This is a genomic window from Paenibacillus terreus (assembly GCF_042138595.1).
Classification (GTDB): domain Bacteria; phylum Bacillota; class Bacilli; order Paenibacillales; family Paenibacillaceae; genus Paenibacillus; species Paenibacillus terreus.
Genome location: NZ_JBHIRX010000005.1, coordinates 172737 through 194662, shown reverse-complemented (window position 1 = coordinate 194662; position 21926 = coordinate 172737). Strand labels below are relative to the sequence as shown.

At 52.9% G+C, this 21926-nt stretch carries 23 protein-coding genes and 1 other annotated feature; of the genes, 10 read left to right on the top strand and 13 right to left on the bottom strand.

What is annotated here, in order from left to right; translation table 11 throughout:
• Nucleotides 1–146 precede the first annotated feature (146 nt).
• The 7 genes from ACE5KN_RS12090 to leuC all read right to left on the bottom strand — a co-directional run bounded on the left by ACE5KN_RS12090 (nucleotide 147) and on the right by leuC (nucleotide 7659).
• The gene (locus ACE5KN_RS12090) at nucleotides 147–419 is read right to left on the bottom strand and encodes an NAD/NADP transhydrogenase alpha subunit (protein WP_355326747.1); all 273 of its coding nucleotides are present in this window, start codon (nucleotides 417–419) and stop codon (nucleotides 147–149) included.
• A 23-nt stretch (nucleotides 420–442) separates the two neighbouring features.
• Nucleotides 443–1156 (bottom strand): endonuclease III, encoded by a 714-nt coding sequence (gene nth, locus ACE5KN_RS12085; RefSeq protein WP_375523644.1) that lies wholly within the window; start codon nucleotides 1154–1156, stop codon nucleotides 443–445.
• A 199-nt stretch (nucleotides 1157–1355) separates the two neighbouring features.
• Nucleotides 1356–2009 (bottom strand): GerMN domain-containing protein, encoded by a 654-nt coding sequence (locus ACE5KN_RS12080; RefSeq protein WP_375523643.1) that lies wholly within the window; start codon nucleotides 2007–2009, stop codon nucleotides 1356–1358.
• Between the two features lie 30 nt (nucleotides 2010–2039).
• Nucleotides 2040–3464, bottom strand: coding sequence for an N-acetylmuramoyl-L-alanine amidase family protein (locus tag ACE5KN_RS12075; RefSeq protein ID WP_375523642.1), 1425 nt, complete (start codon nucleotides 3462–3464; stop codon nucleotides 2040–2042).
• 309 nt (nucleotides 3465–3773) lie between these two features.
• A complete protein-coding gene (locus ACE5KN_RS12070; RefSeq protein ID WP_375523641.1) occupies nucleotides 3774–5312 on the bottom strand; it encodes an N-acetylmuramoyl-L-alanine amidase family protein in 1539 nt (512 codons plus the stop codon).
• Nucleotides 5313–5613: 301 nt separating this feature from the next.
• Entirely contained in the window at nucleotides 5614–6216 is a 603-nt protein-coding gene (gene leuD, locus ACE5KN_RS12065) for a 3-isopropylmalate dehydratase small subunit (RefSeq protein ID WP_375523640.1), read from the bottom strand.
• A 21-nt stretch (nucleotides 6217–6237) separates the two neighbouring features.
• Entirely contained in the window at nucleotides 6238–7659 is a 1422-nt protein-coding gene (leuC, locus tag ACE5KN_RS12060; RefSeq protein ID WP_375523639.1) for a 3-isopropylmalate dehydratase large subunit, read from the bottom strand.
• Nucleotides 7660–7869: 210 nt separating this feature from the next.
• Between leuC and ACE5KN_RS12055 the strand changes: the two genes are divergently transcribed.
• Nucleotides 7870–8811 carry a LysR family transcriptional regulator gene (locus ACE5KN_RS12055; protein ID WP_375523638.1) on the top strand — a complete coding sequence of 314 codons (942 nt, stop codon included), beginning with the start codon at nucleotides 7870–7872 and terminating at the stop codon, nucleotides 8809–8811.
• Between the two features lie 364 nt (nucleotides 8812–9175).
• Here the strand turns inward: ACE5KN_RS12055 and ACE5KN_RS12050 are convergent, their stop codons facing one another.
• From ACE5KN_RS12050 to ACE5KN_RS12040, 3 genes are all read right to left on the bottom strand, one after another.
• Nucleotides 9176–9304, bottom strand: a complete 129-nt coding sequence (locus ACE5KN_RS12050; protein ID WP_375523637.1) for a hypothetical protein — start codon at nucleotides 9302–9304, stop codon at nucleotides 9176–9178.
• Between the two features lie 129 nt (nucleotides 9305–9433).
• The gene (locus ACE5KN_RS12045) at nucleotides 9434–9880 is read right to left on the bottom strand and encodes an acetyltransferase (RefSeq protein ID WP_375523636.1); all 447 of its coding nucleotides are present in this window, start codon (nucleotides 9878–9880) and stop codon (nucleotides 9434–9436) included.
• Nucleotides 9881–9950: 70 nt separating this feature from the next.
• Entirely contained in the window at nucleotides 9951–10766 is an 816-nt protein-coding gene (locus ACE5KN_RS12040) for a carbon-nitrogen family hydrolase (protein WP_375523635.1), read from the bottom strand.
• A 185-nt stretch (nucleotides 10767–10951) separates the two neighbouring features.
• Between ACE5KN_RS12040 and ACE5KN_RS12035 the strand changes: the two genes are divergently transcribed.
• The 9 genes from ACE5KN_RS12035 to ACE5KN_RS11995 all read left to right on the top strand — a co-directional run bounded on the left by ACE5KN_RS12035 (nucleotide 10952) and on the right by ACE5KN_RS11995 (nucleotide 19617).
• Entirely contained in the window at nucleotides 10952–12160 is a 1209-nt protein-coding gene (locus ACE5KN_RS12035; RefSeq protein ID WP_375523634.1) for a pyridoxal phosphate-dependent aminotransferase, read from the top strand.
• A 97-nt stretch (nucleotides 12161–12257) separates the two neighbouring features.
• Nucleotides 12258–12470, top strand: a binding site (T-box leader).
• Nucleotides 12471–12534: 64 nt separating this feature from the next.
• A complete protein-coding gene (gene proB, locus ACE5KN_RS12030; RefSeq protein WP_375523633.1) occupies nucleotides 12535–13635 on the top strand; it encodes a glutamate 5-kinase in 1101 nt (366 codons plus the stop codon).
• Between the two features lie 46 nt (nucleotides 13636–13681).
• The gene (locus ACE5KN_RS12025; RefSeq protein WP_375523632.1) at nucleotides 13682–14929 is read left to right on the top strand and encodes a glutamate-5-semialdehyde dehydrogenase; all 1248 of its coding nucleotides are present in this window, start codon (nucleotides 13682–13684) and stop codon (nucleotides 14927–14929) included.
• A gap of 20 nt (nucleotides 14930–14949) precedes the next feature.
• Complete coding sequence (gene proC, locus ACE5KN_RS12020; protein WP_375523631.1) at nucleotides 14950–15816, top strand: pyrroline-5-carboxylate reductase; 867 nt, start codon at nucleotides 14950–14952, stop codon at nucleotides 15814–15816.
• On the top strand, nucleotides 15813–17024 hold the full coding sequence (locus ACE5KN_RS12015) for a 2,3-diketo-5-methylthiopentyl-1-phosphate enolase (RefSeq protein ID WP_375523630.1): 1212 nt from the start codon (nucleotides 15813–15815) through the stop codon (nucleotides 17022–17024). The genes proC and ACE5KN_RS12015 overlap by 4 nt, the downstream gene beginning before the upstream one ends.
• On the top strand, nucleotides 17021–17710 hold the full coding sequence (locus ACE5KN_RS12010) for a 2-hydroxy-3-keto-5-methylthiopentenyl-1-phosphate phosphatase (protein WP_375523629.1): 690 nt from the start codon (nucleotides 17021–17023) through the stop codon (nucleotides 17708–17710). Before ACE5KN_RS12015 ends, ACE5KN_RS12010 begins: the two co-directional genes overlap by 4 nt.
• Nucleotides 17711–18355 (top strand): methylthioribulose 1-phosphate dehydratase, encoded by a 645-nt coding sequence (locus ACE5KN_RS12005; RefSeq protein ID WP_375523628.1) that lies wholly within the window; start codon nucleotides 17711–17713, stop codon nucleotides 18353–18355.
• A gap of 169 nt (nucleotides 18356–18524) precedes the next feature.
• Entirely contained in the window at nucleotides 18525–18908 is a 384-nt protein-coding gene (gene glxB / locus ACE5KN_RS12000; protein ID WP_375523627.1) for a methylglyoxalase, read from the top strand.
• Between the two features lie 73 nt (nucleotides 18909–18981).
• Nucleotides 18982–19617 carry an FMN-dependent NADH-azoreductase gene (locus ACE5KN_RS11995; RefSeq protein ID WP_375523626.1) on the top strand — a complete coding sequence of 212 codons (636 nt, stop codon included), beginning with the start codon at nucleotides 18982–18984 and terminating at the stop codon, nucleotides 19615–19617.
• A 130-nt stretch (nucleotides 19618–19747) separates the two neighbouring features.
• Here ACE5KN_RS11995 and ACE5KN_RS11990 read toward each other — a convergent pair whose 3' ends face one another.
• From ACE5KN_RS11990 to ACE5KN_RS11980, 3 genes are all read right to left on the bottom strand, one after another.
• Complete coding sequence (locus ACE5KN_RS11990; RefSeq protein ID WP_375523625.1) at nucleotides 19748–20884, bottom strand: hypothetical protein; 1137 nt, start codon at nucleotides 20882–20884, stop codon at nucleotides 19748–19750.
• Nucleotides 20885–20945: 61 nt separating this feature from the next.
• Nucleotides 20946–21386: a hypothetical protein gene (locus ACE5KN_RS11985; RefSeq protein ID WP_375523624.1), complete on the bottom strand. Its 441-nt coding sequence runs from the start codon at nucleotides 21384–21386 to the stop codon at nucleotides 20946–20948.
• A complete protein-coding gene (locus ACE5KN_RS11980; protein WP_375523623.1) occupies nucleotides 21383–21919 on the bottom strand; it encodes an RNA polymerase sigma factor in 537 nt (178 codons plus the stop codon). The genes ACE5KN_RS11985 and ACE5KN_RS11980 overlap by 4 nt, the downstream gene beginning before the upstream one ends.
• Between the last annotated feature and the right edge of the window lie 7 nt (nucleotides 21920–21926).

The window sequence follows — 21926 nt, the reverse complement described above, 5'->3', positions numbered from 1 at the left end:
TTCGATTGCTTCTGTATGGAACCATTGTAGCACTGATCACTCTCGCTGAGAACTGCTGCCCAGTCCTCCGCACGGTCTTGAAGACACAAAAAAACCGCCCCCCGGCCAAAGACCGGCAGGCAGCTTCATGCTTGGAACGGATCAATTCAGTTCACGGCCTCTTCCAGTACTGGAAGCAAAATTTCAAATACCTGTCCGTGCTGTAAAATGGTGATGCCGCGCTGCTTGTCCTTCATGACAACAACCTCGGGCTTTTGCGACATGCGTTCCAGATAATGCTCGGGAACGTCGCCGGAATGGCTCACTGTGATCCCTTCCATTTCACGCTCTTCATTCTCGGAGAGGCTGCTGCTGAGCACCTCTTCGAAAATGTCGGAGAACGCTCCAAAATTATCCGTATAGACCGAAATGCACTTCATTTTTCTTTCATCCTTTTCTACTCTTAGGTTTGTAGTCTTTTCTTGGCAACCTGACGCTTGACAGACGTTTCCTGTTCCTTATCCTTCCTGATTCGGGACGTTTTCATACGCTTCTTGCCTTCACGGCACACATCGAGCAGCGGGCATACCTGACACTGCGGATTCTGGGCCTTGCAATGATACCGTCCGAAAAAAATGAGCCTGTGATGGGTGATCGTCCATTCGTCACGCGGCACCCGCTTCATCAGCTTTTTTTCCACTTCCAGCACACTGTCGTCCCAGCCCGCCAGGCCAAGGCGCTTGGACACCCGTTCAACATGCGTGTCTACTGCGATGGCTGGAACACCAAAAGCATTCGATACGACGACGTTGGCTGTTTTCCGGCCTACTCCCGGGAGCTGCACAAGCTTGTCATGGGAATCCGGCACCTCGCCGCCGTACTGCTCAATAAGAATGCGGCACAGATTTTGAATATGCTTCGCTTTGTTCCGGTACAGGCCGATCCTCCGGATATCCTGTTCCAGCTCCTCCAGCGGAACAGCCAGATAATCCTCCGGCGTCTTGTATTTTTGGAACAGGTCGGCTGTTACCTTATTCACCGTTTCATCCGTACACTGGGCTGACAGCAGTACGGCAATCGTCAGCTCAAAAGCGTTGCTGTGATTCAGCTCACAATGGGCGTCAGGAAACATATTGCCGATCGTATCAAGAATATGGCGCGCGGTTGCTGCATTCACGGAATCCTACCTCCTACACAAAAAAACGTCCTGATACGGGGGCCTGCCCCGCATCAAGACGATCACTCTAAATAATCATCCGGAAAAAGAAACGACTATTATTTGGGTAGTTCAGCCAGCTTAAGGCTGAGATACTCTCTTAGTTTATCATTATCTGCTCAGGAATGCACCCCTTAAGTCCACAAAAGAACAAGAAAGATCAATTATTTCGCTTGATCGGGTGCTCAAGATCCACATGGCCCATCAGCGACTCCACCGCTTTCCCGTCAACGAGAACGTCGAGCGTGTTCACCTCAGGGAACTGGAACATCGTCTTGGTCAGCGCCTCCAGCGCCAGCGATTCTCCTCCGGCACCAAGCCGGGCAGCGTCAGGAAGGCTGATATTCAAAGTCAATGCCCCGTTTTCAAACCGAATATGCTGAATCTCTATCGATTCGGACCACAGTGGAACCTGACCGTCGCTGCCGCTCCGCTGTAAGGCCTGAAATGCCTGCTTATACTTTTGCAGCTCGCTCGGATAGCTGATCTCCTGCGTGGTCTGCACCAGCTCGGTTTGATCAGGGTCCGTATAATACACGTTAATGCTCATGCTGTCCTCTTTGACTTCATCGGCTGTCTTATCGGTTGCGATAGATTCCGATGACTCTGCAGGCGGTTCTGCCTCCTTATTTTCAGCAGGTGCTTGCGCCTCGTCTCCTGCAGGTGCTTCAGCCCCTACCTCTGCTGCAGCCCCTTGTGCAGGCTGTTCTTCCGCCGGCGGAACGGCGGCCGATGTGGCCTGCTTGCCTGCACAGCCTGCCGTGACGGCAATAATCAGCGCGAGCTGACAAGCGGTCCAAGCTATCTTCTTCATCCCTCAGCCTCCTGTTCACGAGAAAAGGGGTCAATTCACCCCAAGGTACTCTTCAATTCCGTCTGCAATCCCCTGGGCCACCCGATTCTGGAAGTCTTCCAAGAATAAGGCCGCGGCATCATTGCTGTTGCTCAAATACCCCACCTCCAGCAAAATCGCCGGCATGGTTGTTTCACGGATGACATGGAAATTGCCATAACGGACTCCGCGGTTGGTGAGCTGGGTCGCTGCAACCAGATGCTTGTGAACCGTATTGGCCAGATCTTTGCTGCTGCTGCGCTGATAATACGTTTCCGTTCCGCTTGCCGTCGAGGAGCCGGCTGAATTGGCATGGATGGAAACAAACACATCGGCATTAAGGTTCTTGGCGATCTTGACCCTTTCGCTCAACTGAAGAAATGTATCATCGCTGCGTGTCAAGACAACATCCAGATCAGGATTTTGCTTAAGCACCTGTTCCACCTTCAGTGCCATCGCCAGGTTGAAGTCCTTCTCTTTTTTCCCGCTTTTGCTGGAAGCGCCGGGATCTCCGTCACCATGCCCTGCATCAATGACAACGACCTTCTTGCCGTTGCCACCGACCGGAGCAGTTGTTCCGGTGCCTTTCTCCATCAGATCAACGATAACGAGATCATTGCCTTCATTGTACGCCTTGTAGCTCATCGCTTTATTCAGATCGATGACAATACGGACTGTAGAGGGATTATCCTGATACAGCGCATAGCGGATTTTGGAGACATTATCGTTATTCGCCACTTCCATCTCCCCGCTCTGCTCCGCGCTGAGAGTCAGGCTGTCTCCAAACGTATCCGAGAAGGCCGTATTGGGCAAGTCAATGACAATCCGGTCTGGTCCTGCCATCGTGAACGTGTTCGGCTTTACAGTACCCGTTGTAGGGATGAGCATACGGCTATCACTGAAGCTGATTCCATTCACCAGTGCAAGACCTTCCGACGGCACGGTACCATCCGTACTGTCGTTCCCTGAAGCGGGAGGAGTATTCACTCCGTTTCCTGAGCCGCTGTTCTGGGTAATAAGTGTTACAGTTTTGGTTGAACTGTCCCAGCTTACATCCACTCCCATCTGCTCACCGATGAAACGGAGTGGAACCAAAGCGCTCCCGGAACGTATAACAGGAGAAGCGTTCAGGGCAACCCGGCTCCCGTTGACGGTTGCGGATTTGCTGCCAATCGCAAGTTGAATCTCCGTACCGGCATTGGATACCTGAACGGTCTTTGCCTGCTGATTCCAGTTTACGCTGTAGCCTAAATTTTCAGAAATGACCCGAAACGGCACCATCGTCGTACCGTTAATGATTTCCGGCTTTGCCGAGCCGGAAACATTAATTTGCTGTCCGTCCAAAACAATTTGCGCACCGGCCGACGCTGCGTGTCCGTAATTAGGGGCCGCCCACATGAAGACAAATAAAAACAATAAAAAACCTAACTTCTTCATTCTTCACCCTTCCATTCCAAAATTTTTGCCACATGCTTCAGCGCAGCCTTCGTTGTGCATGCTTACGCAATGCCGGACAACCTTTTAGACGTCTGGGATCGGCAAAAGTTGCGTATAAATGCCAAGATAACTAAATTAATGTACTTTACGGCGCTTGTTGTCGACGAAAACTTGATACAACTTTCTCCTGATAGGTCTTAAGACTCAGTGATTTGGAATCATTTCCTTTCTCGGTTTTATTTACAAAAAAACGGTTATGTCAGAGGCATTTTTCCGCTGACATAACCGTTCTTATGTTAATTTCTCTTCTTATAAGCCAAGATACTCGCGCAGTCCGTTGACAATGCCGTCCGCAATCCGGTTCTGCGTCTCTTCCGAATACAGCGCAGCCTCGTTTTCAGCATTGCTCAAATAACCGGCTTCCAGCAGCACGGCCGGCATCTTCGTCTCACGAGTCACATGCAGACTCTTTACCTTAATACCGTTATCCTTAAAGCCTGTCGCTTCCACCAGATATTTGTGCATCACAGTCGCAAGCTCTTTGCTGTCAGCCTTGGTATAGTAGGTTTCAGAGCCGTTGACCAGCGCACTGGTTGCTGACTTCGTCACACTGTTGGCATGAATGGAGACAAAAATATTTGCATTCAGGCTATTCGCCATGGACGACCGCTCCGCCAGTTCCGGATAAGTATCTCCGTCCCGTGTCATTACAAGCTCGATATTCGGGTCGCCCTGCAGTCTCTCCTGTACCTTTAAAGCCACCGCCAGGTTGAAATCCTTTTCCTTACGGCCTGTAATGCCGGACGTCCCGGGGTCTTTACCGCCATGACCGGCATCAAGCAGCACCAGCCAGCGTCCATCCTGGCCGGATGGCACTGCAGGATTGGAAGGCTTCACCGGTGTGTTCACAGCTTGATCCGCAGGCGCACCCGGAGAGTCATTCAGGGTGATAACATATTCCCCGTTCTCCTGAGCAACGGAATATCCCTTCGCACGATTGAGCATGAGCACTATCCGTGCTGCCGATCCACCATCATTAAACTGTGCAAAACGGATAAACTGTACATCATCATTGGGGTCCACATCAATCACTCTGGCGCCGTCGCTGCCCTCGGAGTATCGATCTTTAAGGTGTTCGGCAAATTTCGCATTCTTAAAGTCAACGACAATCCGATCCGGATTCGTCATAGTGAATACACTCGGCTCGCTTCCCTCGTCTGCAGAGACCATGAGACGGCCATCTTCGAAGCTGATTCCGTCTACCTCGCGCGTATTTTCCACTGCATCTGTGCCTGTTCCCGTATCCGTGTCCGTCTGCTTGTCCGTATCCCGGCCTGCAGCCTGTTCATCCGACTTGCTGCTGCCTTTGTCGGAGACGTCAGTGTTGCCGCTATTGTTCTTGTCCGGCTCAGCGGCAGCAAGCTGCTGCAGATACACCGCTTTGCCGGCATTATCCCACTTGACACTTAAACCGAGCTGCTCTCCCACGAACCGCAGCGGAACCAGGGTGGAGCTTCCCCGCAGCAGCGGCGGAGAATCCAGCTGCACTTCCTTATCTCCCACATACGCTGTTGTACGGCCAACATACATGGAAATATCGGCATTGCTCTTATGTACCGTTACCTTGTACTCCTTGGGCGCCCATTCAAACTTGTAGCCCATCTGCTCGCCGATGACACGCAGCGGAACCATTACTTTTCCGTTCACCATTTCGCCCGACGCGTCTCCGGACATGTTCATCTGCTTTCCGTCCAAAAACAGATTCACACCCGCCGCCTCGGCCTTGTGAAAAGAAGGGATAAAACATAACCAAAATGCCAAAAAAAGCAGCCATCCGTATTTTTTCATCCTGATTCTCCTTATTCATATGCTCTTGGATCCCCTCGCTGCAGTTGGAGCTATCCTCATAATCTGTTAGACGCCAAATGCTGCCAAATGTTGCGCGTATATATGCATCTTTTTTTTATTTTTTGACAAAAAAACCGCAAGCGCAGATTTCACCTGCACTTGCGGCACTACGAACAATTTGTAAGAAAAACGTCTATCAATGCAATCCGCAGAAGACAGACCGCGCTTAGAGGTAGTTTTTCTTGCGATTCCAGGGAGCTTATAGCAAGAAGTTTGTACTTTCTGGAATCTTCGAAAACAATTATACGAATGCTTTCTTGGCAATCTGCTCTTCATAAAGGGCGATTTTATCTTCATGCTGAAGCGTCAGTCCGATGTCGTCCAGGCCCTGCAGCAGGAACTGTCTGCGGTGCTCATCCAGATCAAAATCGATATGCAGGCCGTATTCGTCCGTGATCGTTTTGTTCTCCAGATCCACATTCAAGCGGTAGCCGTCATGAGCCGCAGTCCGCTGGAACAGCTCCTCGACCTGCTCCTCCGACAATTTGATCGGGAGGATTCCGTTTTTGAAGCAATTGTTATAGAAAATATCAGCGAACGACGGAGCAATGACGCATCTGAACCCGTAATCCATAATGGCCCACGGCGCGTGCTCACGGGAGGAGCCGCAGCCGAAATTGGCGCGGGAAATAAGGACGGACGCTCCCTGATAGCGTTCCTTGTTCGGCTCGAAATCAGGATTTACGTTGCCTTGTTCGTCAAAACGCCATTCATAGAACAGAAATTGTCCGAATCCGGTGCGTTCAATCCGCTTGAGAAACTGTTTTGGAATAATGGCGTCTGTATCGACATTGACCCGGTCTACCGGGGCTACTACACCGTTTAAAGTTTTGAATGCTTCCATTAATCTCTCTCCTCCCGTGTCTTAGCTGACAACTTCCTGCTTGAATTCCCAGTCGCGCACATCATAGAAACGTCCGTGGATCGCTGCAGCAACAGCCATGGCAGGCGACACGAGATGCGTGCGTCCGCCGCGTCCCTGACGGCCTTCGAAGTTGCGGTTGGAAGTCGAGGCGCAGCGCTGTCCCGGCTGCAATACGTCCGGATTCATCGCCAGACACATGCTGCAGCCCGCGTCGCGCCATTCGAAGCCGGCTTCCTTGAAGATAACGTCCAGGCCTTCCTGCTCTGCCTGCTGTTTGACACGTCCGGAACCGGGGACGACAATGGCCGTTACTTTGTCGGAAACCTTGTAGCCCTTGGCGACCTCGGCCGCGGCGCGCAGGTCCTCAATCCGGCCGTTCGTGCAGGAACCGATGAACACATAATCAATTTCAATATCCGTCATCGGTGTTCCCGGTGTCAGGCCCATATATTCAAGCGCCTTCTCGGCGGCTTTGCGTTCGTTTTCCGTAGTCATCTCGGCAGGATTAGGGACCTTGGCCGTGATGTCCGTACCCATGCCAGGGCTTGTTCCCCAGGTTACCTGCGGAATGAGAGAATCCATATCAAATTCCACAACCGTGTCGAACTGTGCGCCTTCATCGGTCACGAGCTTTTTCCATTCTGCCACTGCCTGGTCAAAGGCTGCTCCCTGCGGTACATGCTCGCGTCCGCGCAGATATTCAAATGTCGTCTCATCCGGAGCGATCATGCCGGCACGGGCACCGCCTTCAATGGACATGTTGCAGATGGTCATGCGCTCTTCCATGCTCAGATCACGGATAGCCTCGCCGGTGTATTCGATAACATAACCTGTGGCAAAGTCAGTACCGTACTTGGCGATCACGCCAAGGATCATATCCTTCGCCGTAACGCCAGGCTTACGCTTGCCGACAAAGCGAACCTCCATCGTTTTGGCCTTGGCTTGCTGCAGACACTGGGTCGCAAGCACGTGCTCAACCTCGCTCGTTCCGATCCCGAAGGCAAGTGCGCCGAAGGCGCCGTGCGTGGAGGTATGGCTGTCGCCGCAGACGATCGTTTTGCCCGGATGCGTCAGGCCCAGCTCCGGTCCCATAACGTGCACCACGCCCTGATCGAGCGTGTTCAGATCATACAGGGTTACGCCGAAATCAAGGCAGTTCTTGGTCAGCGTATCGATTTGCTGCTTGGAAATCGGGTCCGTAATGTTAAAGCGGTCCTTTGTCGGCACATTGTGGTCCATCGTCGCAAACGTGCGCTCAGGACGGCGCACCTTGCGGCCGCTCAGGCGCAGCCCTTCAAAAGCCTGCGGCGAGGTCACCTCATGCACCAGGTGCAGGTCGATGTATAAAATGCTTGGCTTGCCCTCTTCCTGATGAATGACGTGATTATCCCAAATTTTTTCAAACATTGTCTTTTTGCTCATTCTAATCACCCCTGTTGGTTACGTACATTTTGAGCGGGCGGCAGTGCCGTCTCTTGTTGACATGAATATATCATCTCCGTATTCATTGATCCAAGATATAATATCTATAGGAGTGATAGGCTGAGACTATAATCTCTGTAGTCGGACTGCTTGAATTCAGATATAATAGGGAAAGCAGTATACAAAGGTTTAAAAAGGGTGATTACTTCTATGGAATTCAGGCAGCTTCAGTACGCGCTTCAGATTGCCTCCGAACGGAATTTCTCCAGGGCAGCGGAAAAGCTTCATATCGCGCAGCCTTCGCTGAGCCAGCAGCTTTCCAAGCTGGAGAAGGAGCTGGGTGTGCTTTTGTTTCAGCGCAATACGAGCGCGGTTGAGCTCACTCATGCCGGCGAGGTGTTTGTGGAAAAAGCCCAGAAAATTGTCGACGCCGTGGAGGTGCTGCGGCAGGAAATGGATGACATCTCCCAGCTGCGCAAAGGCAAGGTTGTCGTTGGCAGCATGCCGATCACCGGCTCCCACCTGCTGCCGCACGTGCTGCCTGCCTTCAAGCATTTGCACCCCGATATCGAAGTTACGCTGCTTGAGGACTCCTCCATGAATCTGGAGAAGAAAACGGCAAACGGGCAGACTGACCTGAGCTTGCTTTCCCTTCCGCTGGTCGAGCCGTCCCTGTCCTATGTCCCGATCGGGGAAGAGATCATTGACCTTGCCGTACCGCCTGGGCACCCGCTTGCCAAGCGTGCCGATGGGAAACAGCCGCAGTCAGTCAGGCTGGAGGAGCTTGCGGATGAGCCGTTCGTCGTGCTTAAGAAAGGACAGGGCTTCCGGAAGCTGACGATGGATTTATGCCATCAGGCCGGCTTTGAGCCGCGGGTTGTGTTTGAAAGCACCAATATGGAGACGGTGCAGTCCCTTGTCGCGACAGGCATGGGCATCACCCTCGTGCCGCGCTTTATCGCCCGCGCTGCCAGCAGCGAATTCGTGCCGGTATACCTCAAGCTTGCCGATCCAGCACCAAGCCGCACCCTGGTAATAGCTTACCGGAATGGGCGTTATCTCTCGAAAGCTGCTGAAGCGTTTATCGATACTTTCAAGGAAACGGTGAGCCAATTGTCGGTCGGGCTGTCACTGCCCCGTTCCGGCGTTTGATCCTGGGGTTTGCCAGCTCCTGATTTCTTTTTTGAAGACAGCGAAAAAGCCGTCTGCAGCACCCGCTTGGGCGGATGTGCAGACGGCTTTAACTGCTTTTAGCACGGTATCCCTCTTTGAAGGACATCGCTAGATGTTCTTCTTGCCCTTTACGGTGCCACGATACATCGCTAACCGGCAAGAAGCTTCCTTCTCAGAAGGGGCCTTAGTGCTCTTTTATAGAAGCGTCGCCTTGTCACTTTAATCTTGCTCGGGAAATTTACTTTGTCCATCGCTCATCACTTCTTTCCCAGAATTCATCATTCGTGAGATGTGCAGTTGACCGACTGACTGTAACCCTGTGTGGCTGAATTTCAGCCTTTCATCAGGCCGGCGGCCCTATATCCTCCGCAAAGCCCATTTCATAATCACCGCCCACAGCTTGTCTGCTGGTGTTCGGCAGCCTGATCCTTCGATCCCTTAATTCCAGTACGTTTCCACTCTGGATGTCCATCGTAATCCACCTCCTGGTTCGGGATACTATTATAATACACCTTAAAATTGTATCTGAAACAGATGAATTGAAGCTTAGCCGCAAAATCATTCGCTCCAGCAGCGATTCACGTGAACATGATAGACAAATTCAACTTTTCAGTTCCAGATGCAGGAGAGGAAAAGGACGCCCGGAACTGTCCAGCTCGGACCGTCCTGTCAGGACAAATCCATACCGTTTGTAGAACGCGTATGCTCCTTCGTTCTGCTCATTGACATCAACCTTAAGATTGGGCCCCTTTATTTTTTCTGCATGCTTGATGAGTCGGGTGCCAATGCCCTTCCCGTGAAAGCCGGGATCAACGAACAGCATCTCAATCTTTGATCCATCCAGACCGATAAACCCTGTTGGCTCACGAACTTCGTTCAATTCCATCCATATTTCGACTTCTTCCAATATCCCATTCCGAATCATTTCATGATAAAAATGAATGTCCGCATCCGTCAAAAAAGTATGCGTACAGCGGACCGCTTTGTACCAGATGTCCACTAATTTATCGCGATCATTGGCCGAGTAAGGAACAATTTCGTTTCTCATGTCATTCCTCCATCTACGCAACGTTTTCTGTTGTTTTGTCAGCAGGTTCAGGTCAGCTAAACTATAAAGATTACAGATATAAAGACGGGCGGCGGTCTTCAAATACCGGAATCCGACCCCGTACTTCCTTGACCAACTCCGGCCGGATCGTCCCCGTGATGATTTCCTCCTGATCGCCTCCCTCGGCGATCACCTCTCCCCATGGATCGATAATCATCGAATGGCCGAAAAACTCCGTTGTGCCGCCCGTGCCCACCCGATTGCAGGCAATGACATACATCTGGTTTTCAATGGCTCTTGCCGTCAGCAGCGTCCGCCAGTGATGCAGCCGCGGATGCGGCCATTCCGCAGGCACAATCAGCATTTCTGCTCCAGCCAGCGCCAGCTTGCGTCCGAGCTCGGGAAAGCGGATATCGTAGCAAATCGATGCCCCCGCTTTCATGCCGCCATCGAGACTGAACAGCACGGGTTCGCTCCCGGCCTGCAAATATTTTTCTTCATCCATCAGCCGGAACAGATGAATTTTCGAGTATGAAGCAGCCGTATCGCCTTTTCGGTCGAATATATAGGTTGTGTTGTAGATGCCGCCGTCCGCTTTTTTCTCCGCGATCGAGCCTGCCACGACATTCACCTGATGCCTGCGCGCGAAGGCGGATACCCATTCTCTTGTTTCCGTTCCTTCCCTGTCTGCCAGCTCATGAATCCGTTCCAGGGCATAACCGGTATTCCACATTTCCGGCAGCACGATCACATCAGGCTTGTGATCAGCCGTCACGGCCTGCTCCATCAGCTGCTCCATATGACGTCGGTTGACGGCTGGCTCGCCAAGTGCGATATCAGCCTGCACCAAAGCAATATTGACAGATTTGCTTGTATCAGTAGACATGGTTTTCCCCCTCTACAGACGCCGGTTGAGAGACCGTGTCCGCCTGTATATCAACATTTGTATCATCATATCCCGGCAAGCCCCTGCACGCAACAGAATATGCTTAATTCCCTCTATACAACCCGGTTATATAATGATAGATTAATCTTTAACCAAAATTGAACATAAAGGTCGTGTACATTTCCATGAACAATGAGGTTTCAAGCAGCAAGCATTCCGCTTTTTCCATACCTGTTGCGGATGTAATGACACAGCTCCCGACACAGTTTTTTGCGGCATTGGTGCAGAATGTCAATCGGGAGATTGCCGCGGGCCATGATGTCATTAATCTCGGCCAGGGGAACCCGGATACACCAACACCGGAGCATATCGTCAAGGTGCTGCAGCAGGCGGCGGCCAATCCGCTCTATCATAAATATTCGCCGTTTACGGGCTACCGTTTCCTCAAGGAAGCCGTCGCCGGGCGCTATCTTGAGGATTATGGGGTTGAGCTTGACCCGGATACGGAGGTCGCCATCCTTTTCGGCGGCAAGACAGGGCTCGTGGAACTGCCCCAGATTTTGCTGAATCCCGGCGACCTCTGCCTCGTTCCCGATCCGGGTTACCCGGATTACTGGTCAGGGGTTGCGCTGGCCAAAGCGGAAATGGCATTCATGCCCCTGTTGGAGCGGAACGGATATCTTCCTGACTATGGGAGCATCCCTGAATCAGACCGTACAAGAGCGAAGCTGATGTACCTGAACTATCCGAACAATCCGACTTCGGCGACAGCCCCGCTCTCCTTCTATGAAGAAACCGTGGAGTTTGCCAGACGACATCAGATGGTGGTGGCCAGCGATTTTGCCTATGGGGCGATCGGCTTTGACGGCGAACGTCCGGTCAGCTTTCTGCAGGCCGCGGGCGCGAAAGAGGTCGGCATAGAGTTTTATACTTTGTCCAAAACTTATAATATGGCAGGCTGGCGCGTCGGCTTTGCCCTCGGTAACGCGGATATCATCTCACAGATCAACCTGCTGCAGGATCATATGTATGTCAGCCTGTTTGGCGGCATTCAGGAAGCGGCTGCAGCAGCTTTGACCTCACCGCAGGACTGCGTTGCAGAGCTCGTTAGCCGTTATGAAGCACGCCGCAACGCTTTCTTCCAGGCGCTTGCGGACATCGGCTGGAAAGCGGAGGCGCCAAAAGGCTCGTTCTTCAGCTGGCTGCCGGTGCCGGAAGGATTTACGTCCGCTTCCTTTGCGGAGCTGCTCCTGCGCGAGGCCAAGGTTGCTGTCGCTCCCGGCATCGGCTTTGGCAGCCACGGTGAAGGCTACGTGCGTGTCGGGCTATTGAGCACCGAGGAACGGCTGGTGGAGGCCGCGCAGCGAATCGGCCGTTTAAACCTTTTCCGCTGAGGATGGACCAGGACGTAATCCTTTTGCCAAAATGCGGCGGCCGTGATATTCTTGATGATAACTCAGCATGTTTTCGTAAACAGGCAAATGTAAAACAACAAACGCAATGACGGGACCAGTAAGAGAAACCGGTGGCGACCAGAGAGTAAATTCCGGCAGGCTGTGAGAATTTACCGTTCACCCTCTCCGAATCCTACCCCCGAGCGGCCTGCATCTGCAGGACGTCCTCTGACGTTACAGGAATGAAGTCGGATGATGCCAATCATCAATAAAGGTGGTACCGCGGAAGCTCAGAACTTTCGTCCTTTGCTAAGGACGAAAGTTTTTTTGTTGTATCTTTTGCTGATTCTATTCCATTGAAGGAAGTGCATACCATGTCTTCACGTATTGTTGTCAAAATCGGCAGCAGCTCGCTGACCGGAGATGAAGGAGGGCTAAACAGGGATGCGATTTCGTTCTTTGCCGCGGAGATGGCTGCCCTGCATGCGGAGGGCCACGAGCTGCTGCTCGTAACCTCAGGCGCTGTGGCGGCAGGCTTTAGGGAAATCGGCTACCGCTTCCGGCCGAAGCAGCTGCATGAGAAGCAGGCTGCCGCCGCAGTAGGCCAGGCCCTGCTTATGCAGGCTTATCAGCAGGCCTTTGGCAGCCACGGAATTACAACGGCCCAGATCCTGCTGACACGCAGCGATTTCCTCATCCGCAAGCGGATGAACAATGCGCGCCGCACGATGGAGGAGCTGCTGCAGCAGCGGGTGATCCCCATTTTTAACGAAAATGATACCGTGTCTGTCGACGAGCTGAAGTTCGGCGATAATGATATGCTGTCCGCTCTCGTCGCCAACCTGTCCAAAGCCGCTCACTTGAGCATCATTACAGACATGGACGGCCTGTACACAGCGGATCCGCGCAAGCATCCGCAGGCGGTCCGCTTTGACAGAATCGAAGAAATTACGGAGGAAATATACGAAATTGCCGGCGGCTCCGGCTCTTCTGTCGGCACGGGCGGCATGCGCTCAAAGGTGGAGGCCGCCAAGGTGGCGGTGCGCGGCGGTGTGCCGGTATTCGTAGGCAGGGTAGCGGAGCCCGGAGATCTGCTGCGCAGTGTCGAAGGCACGGGACGGGGCACTTATTTTGATACCCATCTCTCTTCCCTGCCTGTGAAAAAACAATGGCTTGGCTTCATGTCCACCCCTCTCGGAACCGTGCATGTCGATGCCGGGGCCGAAAAAGCGCTGCTTAACGACGGCCACAGTCTTCTGCCTGTCGGGGTCGTCAGCGCAGAGGGAACGTTCAATGCCGGCGACGTCGTTGAAGTCGTCGGGCCGGAAAAGCGCATCCTGGGCAGAGGCATCGTCAATTATGATGATGAACAGCTCCGGTCGATTATGGGCTTGCCAAGCGGTGAAGTTATCGGAAAAATCGGGACCATCCACAGACTTGAGGTCATTCACCGGGATGAGTGGATTACTCTTTGAAGGCCAGGCTGGCCTTGCCGGATATTACTTGAGGAGGTAGAACGGAATGAGTGAAGTAAAGGATAAAGCGTCGCTGGCAAGAGCGACGACCGGGGCGTTGAACAAACTCAGCACACAGCAAAAAAATGAGGCGCTGCTGGCCATGGCCGACGCGCTTGTACAGCGCCGGGAGGAGCTGATTGCGGCGAACGAGGATGACCTGCGGCGCGGCCGCGCAAACGGGACCTCGGAGTCGCTGCTCGACCGGCTCAAGCTTACGGAAGCGCGGATTGAAGGCATTGCCGAAGGTTTGCGGCAAATTGCCGCCCTGCCCGATCCGGTTGGTGATACGCTGGAGATTCTGGACAGACCGAACGGTCTTCATATCGAAAAAATCCGAGTGCCGCTCGGCGTGATCGGCATCATCTATGAGGCCCGCCCCAATGTAACGGTGGATGCGGCCGGGTTGTGTCTGAAGACCGGCAACCCGGTGGTGCTGCGCGGCGGCTCGGCCGCCCTGTCCTCCAACCGCAAGCTGGCGGAAATATTGCATGAAGCGCTCGACGCTACAGCCATTCCGCGGAATGCGCTGCAGGTTATTGAGGACGCGGACAGGGCTTCTGTTGACGAAATGCTGAAGCTGAACGGACTGATCGACGTCATTATTCCGCGCGGGGGCAGATCCCTGATCCAAAATGTGGTTCAAAATGCTACTGTGCCCGTGATCGAGACAGGCGCCGGGGTGTGCCATACGTATCTGGACGCTTCGGCTGATCCGGCCATGGCGGAACGGATTGCGCTCAACGCCAAGGTGCAGCGCCCGTCTGTCTGCAACTCGATGGAGACGCTGCTCGTGCACGAGAATTTTGCAGCATCCCATCTGGCCCCGCTGGCAGAACACTTCCGTGAAGCGGGTGTGGAGCTGCGCGGATGCGACAGAACGCGGGAGCTGGTACCATTTGCTTTGCAGGTCACTGATGAAGACTACGCCACCGAGTATAACGACTACATTTTGAACGTGAAGGTAATAACCGGTCTGGATGAAGCTCTGGAGCATATCGCCCGCTTCGGCACGATGCATTCCGAATGCATTATTACCGCAGACGAGGCGAATGCTGCGCGTTTTCTGCAGGAGGTTGATGCGGCGGCAGTCTATCACAATGCTTCCACCCGCTTTACCGACGGCTTCGAATTCGGCTTCGGAGCGGAGATCGGCATCAGCACGCAGAAGCTGCATGCGCGCGGACCGATGGGTCTGCCTGCCCTTACATCCGTCAAATATATCGTCCGCGGCAGCGGACAAATCCGCGAATAATCAGGAGGTTTCATTCAGCCATGTGTGAATCTACATCAAAAACCTTAATATCTCAGCAAATCGTTTTCTCGGGTGCAGGCTCGCTTGCCGAATCCCTGATCAAGGGTATGATTGCCCGCCAGGTGGTGCGGCCTGAAGGCATTACCGCAATCAACCGCAGCAATGCTGCAAGATTGCTGGAGCTCAAGACACGTTACGGTATATTGACACAGCATGATGATACTGCCAAGGAAGAGCTGCTGCGCCGATCACCCATCATCGTGCTGGCCATGAAGCCTAAGGATGCTGGCGCGGCATTGAAGGCTATGGCCCCCCTGCTGTCTGATGATCAGCTGCTCATCTCCGTGATCGCCGGACTGTCCATTCGTACCATGCAGCAGCTGCTTGGCCGCAAACAGCCGATTGCCCGTACGATGCCCAACACCTCCAGCTCAATCGGACTTGGCGCCACCGGCATCACCTTTTCCAAGGAGATTACTCCGGAACAGCGCACCAGTGTGCTGCAAATGTTCGAATCCGTCGGCACCGTCACTGTCATTGAGGAAGAAAAAATGGAAATTCTCACAGGTATTTCAGGCAGCGGCCCTGCTTATGTCTATTATTTGATGGAGGCCATGATGGCTGCCGGGATCCGCGGGGGGTTAACACCCGAGCAGTGCCGGGAGCTGACGGTACAAACCGTCCTTGGAGCAGCCCGGATGGTACAGCTGACCGAAGAAGAGCCATCTGCGCTCCGCGCAAAGATCATGTCACCCAACGGTTCCACTGTTGCTGCGCTGCAAAAGCTGGATGAAGGAGACTTCTTCGAAACGGTCATCAGTGCCGTCAACCGCTGCGCCGAACGTTCCCGTGAAATGGGGGATGCGTTAAAGGAGGGAATTGAATGAGCTATTGCCAGGCTACCTACCGTGTATATGATGACAAAGCGGATTTTAAGAAAAAAGCCGAGTCGATCGCAGTAGGCATGACCGTCGGAAGCTGGACGGAGCTGCCGCAGACAAAGCGTGAAGCCATGCAAAAGCATTTGGGTCAAGTTATTCATGTGGAAGTGGCGGACAATGGTCCCGGCCAGCGTTATGCCGATCTGACCATTGCCTATCCTGATGTCAATTTCAGCGCGGACATTCCGGCACTGCTCGTGACGGTATTTGGCAAAATATCGATGGACGGTCGCATCAAGCTGACAAAGCTCGATTTCTCGGAGCGCTTTATGTCCGCCTTCCCCGGTCCGCGTTTTGGCATTCAGGGAGTGCGCAACCTGCTGGATGTGCAGGACCGCCCGCTGTTCATGAGCATCTTCAAATCCGTCATCGGCTTGAATCTGGATGAACTGAAGGAGCAGTTTCTGAAGCAGGCGCTGGGCGGCGTCGATCTGATCAAGGATGACGAAATCCTGTTCGAGAACGAGCTGACTCCGATTGAAAAGCGCGTTGAAGCTTGTCTCAAAGCGGCTGAGGAAGCTGGCCGTGAGACGGGCAAAAAGCTGCTTTACGCCGCCAATCTGACGGGACCGACCTCCCGGCTCCGAAGCCAGGCGATCAAAGCGGTACAGGCCGGGGCGAATGCGCTCTTGTTCAATGTGCTGGCTTACGGCTACGATGTCCTGCATGAGCTCAGCTCCGACCCGGACATCAACGTGCCCATTGCGGCTCACCCGGCACTGGCAGGCGCCTTTTACCCGTCCCCTGATTATGGCATCTCAGCATCCGTGCTGCTCGGGCAGCTCATGCGTCTGGCCGGGGCTGATCTGGTGCTCTTCCCTTCCCCTTACGGCTCGGTTACGATGCCGCGCGAAGAGAACATGGCCATACGGGACGAGCTGCTGCGCACGGATTTGCCTATGAAAACGAGTCTTCCTGTACCTTCGGCAGGGATTCATCCGGGGCTTGTGCCCTTGATTTTACGCGATTTCGGCCAGGATGTCGTGATCAATGCCGGCGGCGGTATCCACGGCCACCCGATGGGTACGGAAGCTGGCGGCCGCGCTTTCATGCAGGCGATCGAAGCTGCGGGACAAAACATTCCGCTCTCCGAATATGCTGCCTCCCATCCTGAACTGCAGTCTGCCTTGCAATTATGGGGAGGAGAACGATGACAGCAGCGAAAAAACCCGTCATCTTTTGTGATTTTGACGGCACAGTCACTGTAAGTGATAATATCGTCGCCATTATGAAGCATTTCCGCCCGCCGGGTTATGAACCGATTATGGACGATATCGTTCAGCAGCGGATTTCCATCCGCGAAGGTGTCGGCGCGATGTTCGCCCTTCTCCCTTCATCCCGGAAGGAGGAGATTGTGCGGTTTGTGCTCGGACAAGCCGGTATCCGGGAAGGCTTTGGACGTTTCCAGGATTATTTGCGAGAGCAGAACATTGAATTTTTTGTTACCAGTGGAGGCATGGACTTTTTTATCGATCCGCTGCTGGAGCCTTTCGGCATCCCGCATGATCATATTTATTGCAATGGTGCCGATTTTTCCGGAGATCATATCCAAATCACCTGGCCCCATCCTTGTGACGACCAGTGCGGCAACACATTCAAGAACGGCTGTGGCATGTGTAAGACAACCATCATGCGGCGTTTTGCGGCAGATCGTTACTACCGGATACTGATCGGGGACAGCCTGACTGATTTTGAGGGCGCGAAAATCGCCGATCTCGTGTACTCCCGCTCCATTTTGACCGACAAATGCGCGGAGCTGGACGTGCCCCATGTTCCATTTGAAACCTTTGATGATATCGTCGCTGATCTGAAATTAAAACAGCAGAAAGGAGTGCTGTAAATGAGCCTGGTTCATATCCCAGCCGAGGAAAAACGGCGCGTGCTTGAGGAACTGGCTGACGTGAAGGAGCTGTTCGCCGCCCGCAACTGGTTTCCTGGCACCAGCGGTAATCTGTCCATGCGTGTAGGGGACATCGATGGCGACCGATTCCACTTTGCCATCACGGCCAGCGGTAAGGACAAAACCAAGCGAACCCCGGAGGATTTTCTGATCGTGGATCAGGAAGGACGCCCGGCGGAGACCACCAGCCTGAAGCCCAGCGCGGAGACGCTGATTCACTGCGAAATTTATCGCCTGACAGGCTGCGGTGCTGTTTTTCACGTACATACCGTGTTCAATAACCTGATTTCCGAGTATTACGGGGAACAGGACGCAGTACCGCTGCAGGGCATTGAGCTGATCAAGGCCTTTAACATCTGGGAGGAAAATGCGGCCATTTCCGTTCCCGTGCTGCCCAACTATGCGGATATTTCCGCCATCGCCAAGCTGGTGCCCGGTGTATTGAATGAGAAGGTTCCGGGCGTACTGCTGCGCAATCACGGCATTTATGCCTGGGGCCGCGATGCGTTTGAAGCGAAGAAGCATTTGGAGGCCTTTGAATTTTTATTCGAGGTGGCTTACAGATCGCTGCTGCTGCAAAAATAGTTCTATTCTTGGTGTTCCCTGCTGCTTGCAAGGGAGCGCCTTTTTTATTTATGGCTCTATTAAACGTCATTGTTGATATATAACCGGTCGTATGTATGTTTTTTTCTGATTGGAGCCAGATTGTTAGCAAAGCGCCAACGCCGCAAATACAAAAGGAGGCAAAAACATTATGAAAATTATTGTGACGAGTTTATTCGTTCAGGATCAAGATAAGGCATTGGAGTTTTACACAGAAACGCTCGGTTTTGTAAAAAAGCATGACGTTCCCGTCGGAGAATTCAGGTGGATCACGCTTGTTTCTCCCGATGATCAGGACGGTACCGAGCTTTTGCTCGAACCGAATGACCATCCTGCCGCCAAAGAGTATCAAAAAAAGTTAGTTGCCGATGGCATCCCCGCAACCATGTTTGGCGTTGCAGATATTCATAATGAGTACAAAAGATTGTTGGATAATGGCGTAAAGTTTACGATGGAGCCAACTAAAATGGGCGATTTTATAATGGCTATCTTCGACGACACTTGCGGCAACCTTATTCAAATCATCCAGAGGTAATAAAATCATAAAAAAACCATACATGGTTCACACTAGCAGGGAAAGCAAAAATCAAGCAAGGGAGCGAATTGAATTGGCAACGGTTCTATATATTACGGCCCACCCGCATGATCATCACAACTCCTACAGCATGGCGGTCGGAGAAGCTTTTCGTACAGCCTATCAGGAAGCCCATCCCCAGGACCGGGTTGAGCATCTGGATTTATATAAAATCTATGTGCCCCATATTGATGCCGATGTGTTCAGCGGCTGGGGCAAGCTGGCGGCAGGCACGGCGTTTGATCAGTTGACCAATGATGAGCAAACCAAGGTGAAACGGCTTGGCGAAATCGTCGATCAGTTCGTCAGCGCCGACAAATATGTCTTTGTGAACCCGATGTGGAACTTTTCGTTCCCTCCCATTCTGAAGGCTTATACAGATGCTGTCTGCGTCGCAGGCAAAACGTTCCGGTACACCTCTGAAGGACCGGTTGGGCTGCTGACAGATAAAAAACTGCTGCATATTCAAGCCAACGGCGGCATTTACTCCGAAGGGCCTGCCAAAGAAATGGAATCCGGCAGCCGTTATTTGCGGATAGTGAGCGGCTTCTGGGGCATTTCCTCATTTGAGGTGTTGTTCGTCGAAGGCATGAACGCCCAGCCAGACCGGGCGCAGGCCATTAAAGAGGAAGCAATCGAGAGAGCAAAAAAGCTGGCATCTACATTTTAAAGCTCTTTATAGTTAAAAAACCGCTCAACGATAGGTTGTTGAGCGGTTATACCAGCTTGACGTTCCAAGTTAATGCCTTCTCCAGCTTGGCGTAAGCATCGCTTGTCATCCCTGCTGACGCTGTCTATTTTCACCTCGCACTCTTCCTGCTGCCCATAAGCAGCTTGCTCCCCCCTCCGATCAATACGACGGAAACGATTACCGTACGCAGATGAGTATCGATCCGCTCCTGCAGGCGCAGGTCCGGAAAACGCACATCAATAAACGGCACAACCATGTTCATCATCACAAAGTACACACCCATACAAAGCAAGATCAGCCCAAGCAGCTTCTGGTGCTGCGCAAACATCTCCAGGATCGGTCTGTCTTCCAGCGGTTCCCGCTCATAACGGCTTGCCTGCTGCAGACCGTCAAAGAAGCTGTAGAACCAGATCACGGGAATCAGGAACAAAAACACGCTCAATCTAAGGACATCAAGGATATAAATCCCACCGACAAACAATAACATGAGCTGCAGCCCGCGCTTTTGCAGTCCGAGATACATTTGTCCCGCCCCCGGAAATGCCGACAGGATCATGGCCAATACCTTGCTGCGTCGTCCTCCGGCTCTTCCGAGCTCAAACTCCTCGAACAGGGTCCGGTCGCTCAGTATGTCTCCCGCCTGCTTGTACTCAATGTACCGGAGGGCATCAAACACACAGTAAAGCCAGATGACAGGCAGAATGCCGAGAAACACCAGAAAGCTCTCTGTGCCCGTGACGACGGCGGCAAAGAAAGTCACAACACCAATGCCGAAAAAGGTGATCAGAAACGACAGCCCCCGCTGCATCAGGCCCATGTATAAATGACCCAATCCCGGGATGAACGAAAGCAGAATTGTATTGAGCTTCTCGCTCTTCCTGTATGCCTGCTGCGGGATCTGCTGCTCATAATCCGGGAATGCACCCGGATAAGCACCGCTGCCTTCCCCGGGAGGCCCATAGGGGTAACCCGCAGGCGGATAATAAGCATTCTGACTGCTGAGCAGCCTGAGCAGGAGATGCAGCATGCTGATGCCCCATACCGCCACCGCCCCCAAAAACGTCATCAACAAAAAGAAATCCTCATTGCCGATGATGGCGCCCAGAAGTACTCCTCCTACTACACCGCCAAAAAACATAAGCATATATAAAAATCCAGCAAATTTCCTGTTCCAATAAAAGAACCCGAGACCAGGCACCATATTCAAAAGCAGCGCCAGCAGCCTGCTCCGCTGTGGATCCGGCATATTTGTTCATCCTTTCTGTATTATCTTTTAACTGCAAGGTCTGAAGCCGTGCAGCCCGCTATTATTTCAACCTGTCCAGCCAGCCGGTTGCCGCTTCCATCGCCTCATCGCTGTACGAAGGAACAGAGCTTTGCTCCAGCAGCAGCGAGCGCTCAGCGGTCAGCTTGTCGAATGCCCCCGAAAACAGAATCAGAAGCGTAATGCTTGCGGCCAGCGCATAATGGAAAAAGGCGTGCTCAAACCAGCGCTGCCCAGCCTGCTTGCCGGACGCTGCTGCATTATTGCTGATTGGCAAACTGGCCATGACCCGCTCAGCAAACGAGGCCGGATTGTCCAGCTGTGGAAGATGATCCTGCAGCCGCCCAAGCTCTTTCATGTACTCCGCAAAAATGGCTTCATCCTCAAGCAGCAGCTGTTCTATGTAATCCGCCTGCTCTGCGGTGCAGCCGCCATGAATATAAGTCCTTATGTCCTGTGCTGATATGCCGCTGCCTCCATTCATCGCCATTCCTCCTCATTCCAGTTGCGCCGAATCCACTGCCTTGCCCTATACAATCGGGATTCGACCGTTTTTAAAGCAACCTGCATCTCTTCCGACATTTGCTCGTAGCTTTTGCCCTGCAAGTAAAAGGCGGTAACAATTTCCTTGTGCTGCTCGGGCAGCGATTCGATCTTGTCCGCCAGTTCCTTGCGCCTCTCCTGCCGGATCAGTCTGCCTAGTATATCCTCTTCCCGGGAAGGAAGGACTAACAAAGCCTCGTCCGCCACGGTCATATCAGCCGTTCTGCGGCTGCGCCTTCGTTTGGCATCGATAGCTTTACGGACCGCTATTCTAGTCAGCCATGACTTAAAGCCTTCATTGCGGTACTGGGAAAGAGAAGTGTACACCTGCACGAACGTTTCCTGGGAGACATCCTCCGCTTCCTTCGCATCCTGAAGAACCGAATAGGCTGTCTGATATACATGCCTGCTGTACCGGTCCACAAGTTCGCGAAAAGCGCTCTGTTCCCCGCGCCGGATCCGTGCGATTAACATGTCCGTT